This is a genomic window from Bradyrhizobium sp. Kon37 (genome assembly GCF_055807535.1).
In genome coordinates this window covers 1-357 of record NZ_JBVVOY010000179.1, presented here as the reverse complement: position 1 = coordinate 357, position 357 = coordinate 1, and the positions used below count along the sequence as shown (strand labels likewise).

The 357-nt window shown below is 43.7% G+C and carries 1 protein-coding gene; it reads left to right on the top strand.

Annotation, left to right across the window (positions count from 1 at the left end; translation table 11 throughout):
- Window positions 1–47: 47 nt before the first annotated feature.
- Window positions 48–357: hypothetical protein (locus AC0L3J_RS37690; protein ID WP_473350478.1), on the top strand; the 310-nt coding region annotated here is incomplete at its 3' end.

Here is a 357-nt window from a genome sequence, read left to right as displayed (position 1 = left end):
ATGATGGTTCAAATACATACTTCATGTTGACAAACTCCGGTGACAACATGGGGACTTATAACGGATTAAGGCCATTATGGATTAATAACGCTACTGGCGCTGTTTCGATGGGGCGTGGTCTTAATGTTTCAGGGGATACACTTTCAGACCGTTTTGCTATTAACAGCAGTAATGGTATGTGGATTCAGATGCGCGATAACAACGCTATCTTTGGGAAAAATATAGTTAACACTGATAGCGCTCAGGCGTTGCTTCGCCAGAATCACGCCGACCGCAAATTTATGATTGGCGGTCTGGGAAATAAGCAATTTGGCATCTACATGATTAATAACTCAAGGACAGCCCATGGCACCGATG